Below are 5,807 nucleotides of genomic sequence, written 5' to 3' on the forward strand. Positions count from 1 at the left end.
GGGATGATTTGATTTACGGGGATGATGGCAACGATATTTTGTGCGGCGATGAAGGTAATGATACTATTTTTGGCGATTCCGGGGAAAATCGGCGAGGCGCTGTGGGTGAAAACGGTCAGCAAGACTGTATTAATGGTGGCAGTGGCGATGACTTGTTATACGGCAATGAGGGTCAAGATACTCTCAATGGTGATGATGGTAATGACACCCTCCACGGTGGGAAAGATAACGATATTCTCAATGGGGGTGCAGGGGATGACTGGCTGTTTGGTGATGGGGGAGATGATACTTTGATTGGGGGTATGGGGAACGATCGCTTTGTGTTAAGCGCTAATAGTGGTATTGATACAGTGCTCAATTTTTCTGTAGGAAATGATAAGTTTGTCCTGGCTGGTGGTTTGAGTTTTGAGGCTTTGCAAATTAACTCGATGGCGAATGGCACGCTGCTACAAGTTGCGGCCACAGGCGAGGTTTTGGCTCAGGTTTTTGGCGCTGATAATTTGCTGAGTAATCGGGATTTTCTCACTCTTTCTCCTTAAGACCAAAGCGCATTAAATATGCTGCATTTTTTCCTATGCTTTTAGCAACTCGGTTTATTAAATAAACCGAGTTTTTGAATGTAGCATAAAAAATAGTAATCTGGAGATTTTTGGGGTTATTCGACTCAATAATAACCATAAAAAGGGTTTTTATTGAGTCATTTTATGCTGATAAAATAAAACAAAAAAAGTTGAAAACTACAAAAAATATAACCATTTCTTGAGTATCATATAGATGATTTGAGAGTCGGCTGATTGAGATCGATCAAATTGGGTTTGATAAAAACTCGAGTCGTAATAAAAATCGCATACATTAACCCCTTTGATACTACAAAAACACAGAGTTGTCAACTACTTTTAGGTAAAAAATATCTAATTTTACGGTAATTTATCGTAGATTGTGCTAATTTTTTTCATTTCAAAATAATTTAGACCCACGTCTGAATTGGCGAAAAAAAAACCTGATTTACCAGCGAAATAGAGCGAACTGCTACTTTGGGAAGATGTCGATCCAAACAAAAACGAAGTAAAAATAACTTGTTAACTATGCGAAATCGAGAAATGAGCAGTTAGAAATTTCCCATTAGCAATTAACAATAATATCTACCACGGAAGATTGAAAGTTAATAGATCAAGGAGCTATGTAACTCATGAAACATTTATGGTGCAACTACTCTTCGCCAATTTACCAATCAAGTTGCGATCGCCGCTACACTTACTGCATAAAAAGTTCTTGGAGTGGGCCGTCGTTAGTGGGTGATATGGCGCTCGATATTTCCGGTTTAACAAAAGCGACTCGGGGCGTCAAGACTACACATACAAAACATTTAGTTTGCATCGATCCGAGGGTAGAGAATTATCAGCATCTTGCCAGCGGAGTCAAACCAGGGACAGAGATAATTGTCCTCGATCGAACTCTGGACGGAGTAGAACAAATTACCGAGATTCTAGCTAAACGCAGTTTAATTGCCAGCCTTCAGATTGTTGCTCACGGCAATGAAGCTTCCGTGCAACTGGGGTCAACTTTACTGAAGAATGAAAACTTATCAAAGTACGATCGGCATTTGCAGCAGTGGCGAAATTCCTTAAGCGAAAAAGCCGATATTTTATTATTATCGTGTAAGGTTGGGGCTGGAAAATCCGGGATTGCTTTCGTGCGGAAGCTGAGAGAATTAACAGGCGCAAATATAGCGGCTTCCAACAATCTAATTGGCAGTGCCAAATTAGGAGGAAACTGGCAATTAAATGTTACAGCAGGACGAGTAAAAACAGCAATAGCCTTTGAAAAAAACACCCAGGAAAATTACAGCGCTGTCCTCATTAATTTAGTGGATGAAAGTTTTCAAGATGCAAGTCTAATCGGGCCTTGGATCTCTGGGGTAACAGGCATTTCAGATGCTCCAGCTTTAACAGCAGGAACCGGAACAGAGAGTTTTCCGGGCTTGAACATAGACCCGGTTGGCAGCGGGGCGTTGAGATTAACTACAAGAACTTTTGACCAATCTACTTTTGTCATCTATAACAGTCAGGTTCCTGTCAACAGCGGTCTTAAAATTGTCTTCGATATATTTGCCTACGACGGCACTACACGTCCTGATCGTCCTGATTTAGCAGGGCAGACAGGGGACGGCATAAGTTTCTTTTTAATTGACGGTACTGTGACGCCAACAGTAGCTGGAGGCTATGGAGGTTCTCTCGGCTACGCGCAAAATACAGATACAAATCAGTCCGGTTTACGGGGAGGTTATTTAGGAATTGGATTGGATGAATTCGGAAATTTCTCAACTACAACTCAAGGGCGGGTAGGCGGACTTCCGGGGGGAATTAGACGAGATTCGGTAACGCTTCGAGGTAGCGAAGTTACGCAATATCAATTTTTAACTTCTACGTTTGTGCCGCAGGGAATAGATAATATTCCCGATACCGTAAATCCTCTGCCTCCAAACGGGCCGAACAATGCCATTACCAGCAGTCGCGAAGAAGCCAGAAGAAGAGTTCAAATTATTTTGCAACCCCCCACTTCTGCAACACCAAACCGTCTCACTGTTAACTTTGATCTCAACAATAATGGTTTGTTTACAGATCAGGGCGAGACTATTATCGACATTGCCAATTTAGAGGACTTAAACGGGCCAATCCCGGCAACATTCAAATTTGGTTTTGCTGGTTCAACGGGAGCCGCAACAAATATTCACGACGTTCGCACTTTGTCGATCCAAACTATAGACGTGCCGCTTACTACAGCAGATGTTGCCTCAACGAAAACAGGCCCGGCGGCAGCGGCACCGGGTAGCAGCATCACTTACACAATTACGACGGTAAATAACGGCCCGGACGCCGCCGAAAACGTGGTGGTTGAAGATCAATTGCCCGTCGGGGCAGTATTTGGCAGTGCCGACGGCAACGGCACTTTCAACCCGACAACGAGACTGGTTTCCTGGAGTATTCCGAATTTACCTGTTGGGGCCACAGCCACCCGCACCGTAACTGTTACGACCCCAACTACACTCGGCCCTATTACAAATAGTGTATTCAGCAGCAGCAGCACGATCGATCCCGTACCCGGTAACAACAGCGGCAGCCGCCCGGATGCGAGAGTCACGACCACTATTACGAACGATAGCGCTGATGTAGTGACGCGTAAAATTGGGCCCGCTACTGCGATCGCGGGTTCGACTGTCACCTACACAATTACGGCAGCCAACAGTGGGCCGAGTGCGGCAACCAATGTGGCGATCGCCGACACCATTGTTCCTGGTTTAACAGGAGTCAGCGTCTCCGAGGGCGGAAGTTACAACGCAACTACAGGTATTGTGACTTGGACGGCGATCCCATCCCTAGCCAGCGCAACCAGCGCCAACAGAACCGTCAGTTTCGCAGTTCCCGCCACCGGTGGCACCGTCGCCAACACTGCTAGCAGTACCTCGATTACCCCAGACCCCAATCCCGGCAACAACAACGGCAGCAGCCCCGAAGCGCGAGTCACCACTACTATCACCGATAGCGCCGATGTAGTGACGCGCAAAACCGGGCCCGCTACTGCGATCGCGGGTTCGACTGTCACCTACACAATTACGGCAGCCAACAGTGGGCCGAGTGCGGCAACCAATGTGGCGATCGCCGACACCATTGTTCCTGGTTTAACAGGAGTCAGCGTCTCCGAGGGCGGAAGTTACAACGCAACTACAGGTATTGTGACTTGGACGGCGATCGCATCCCTAGCCCGCGCAGCCAGCACCAACAGAACCGTCAGTTTCGCAGTTCCCGCCACCGGCGGCACCGTCGCCAACACTGCTAGCAGTACCTCCACCACTAATGACCCCAATCCCGGCAACAACAATGGCAGCAGCCCGTCGGCAAGAGTCACCACCACGATCGCCGATAGCGCCGATGTAGTGACGCGCAAAACCGGGCCCGCTACTGCGATCGCGGGTTCGACTGTCACCTACACAATTACGGCAGCCAACAGTGGGCCGAGTGCGGCAACCAATGTGGCGATCGCCGACACCATTGTTCCTGGTTTAACAGGAGTCAGCGTCTCCGAGGGCGGAAGTTACAACGCAACTACAGGTATTGTGACTTGGACGGCGATCCCATCCCTAGCCAGCGCAGCCAGCACAAACAGAACCGTCAGTTTCGCAGTTCCCGCCACCGGTGGCCCCATCACCAACACTGCTAGCAGCACCTCAACGAGTCCAGACCCCAATCCTGCCAACAACAACGGCAGCAGCCCCGAAGCGCGAGTCACCACTACGATCGCCGATAGCGCCGATGTAGTGACGCTCAAAACCGGGCCCGCTACTGCGATCGCGGGTTCGACTGTCACCTACACCATTCTCACCGAAAACAGAGGGCCCAGTACCGCCACCAACATCACCCTTACAGACAGCATCGTTCCCGGTTTAACGGGCGTCACAGCATCCAACGGCGGTACTTACAACCCAGCGACAGGCATTGTCAGCTTTCCGCCCATTGCCAACTTAGCTGACGGCGTGACTGTCAGCCGGAGAGTCACATTCCCAGTCCCCGCGACCGGGACTCTCAGCAACACGGCAAGAAGTACCTCAACCACTAATGACCCGAATCCCGGCAACAATAACGGCAGCGAGCCCGGCGCAACTGTTGCCACCAGCATCGCCACTGCCCCGACTCCGACTCCCCCACTCCCACCGACTCCGACTCCGACTCCTGCCAACCTACGGCCGATAGCTAGCAACGTCAACCTCGAAATCGCCCCCAGCAGCACTGTGGCGATCGCAGGACTGGGAGGAAGCGACCCCGACGGGTCGATCGCATCTTTCACCATCAACACCGTCCCACCAGCAAATGAAGGGCTGGTATTTTTAGGCAATCCCGATACTGGCGGCACGATTGTCACCGCCGGTCAAATTCTGACACCTGCTGACATTAACCAATTATTTTTCCAATCGACAGGCAACTTTACAAAAGCAAATTTCACCTACAGCGCTACAGACAACCAGGGCGCTACCAGCCGCGCCAGCGCTACTGTCTCGGCGGTGCTGCCGGAGCCCAACAAACCGCCAGTAGCTAACAACGTCAACCTCGAAATCGCCCCCAGCAGCACTGTGGCGATCGCAGGACTAGGCGGCACAGATCCAGACGGGTCGATCGAATCCTTCACCATCAACACCGTCCCACCAGCAAATGAGGGGCTGGTATTTTTAGGCGATCCCGAAACAGGCGGCAGGATTATCCGCGCCGGTCAAATTCTGACACCTGCTGACATTAACCAATTATTTTTCCAATCCACAGCCAACTTTACAACAGCAAATTTCACCTACAGCGCTACAGACAACCAGGGCGCTACCAGCCCCGCCAGCGCTACTGTCTCTGCCATTCCCCTGAACGAACCAACACCGGCGCCAACACCAACACCACCAACACCACCAACACCACCAACACCACCAACACCCGCGCCCACACCAACACCACCAACACCACCAACACCACCAACACCAACACCACCAACACCACCAACACCAACACCACCAACACCACCAACACCACCAACACCAACACCACCAACACCACCAACACCACCAACACCACCAACACCAACACCCGCGCCAGAACCCACACCCACACCCACGCCGGAACCAACACCCGCCCCAGAACCAACACCCACACCCGCCGCGGAACCAACACCCGCCCCAGAACCAACACCACCAACACCAACACCCGCCCCAGAACCAACACCACCAACACCCACACCCGCCCCAGAACCAACCCCCATATTCAACCCAGTAG

Annotated in this window: 2 protein-coding genes; both read left to right on the top strand. The window is 50.5% G+C overall.

Annotated elements, in window-relative coordinates:
* Window positions 1-539 (top strand): calcium-binding protein (locus QUB20_RS27905; protein WP_333251339.1); only part of this gene is annotated, 539 nt, incomplete at its 5' end.
* 650 nt (window positions 540-1,189) lie between these two features.
* Window positions 1,190-5,807: DUF4347 domain-containing protein (locus QUB20_RS27910; protein ID WP_333251341.1), on the top strand; the 4,618-nt coding region annotated here is incomplete at its 3' end.

It is taken from the genome of Microcoleus sp. B4-C2, assembly GCF_036705265.1.
GTDB lineage: Bacteria > Cyanobacteriota > Cyanobacteriia > Cyanobacteriales > Microcoleaceae > Microcoleus.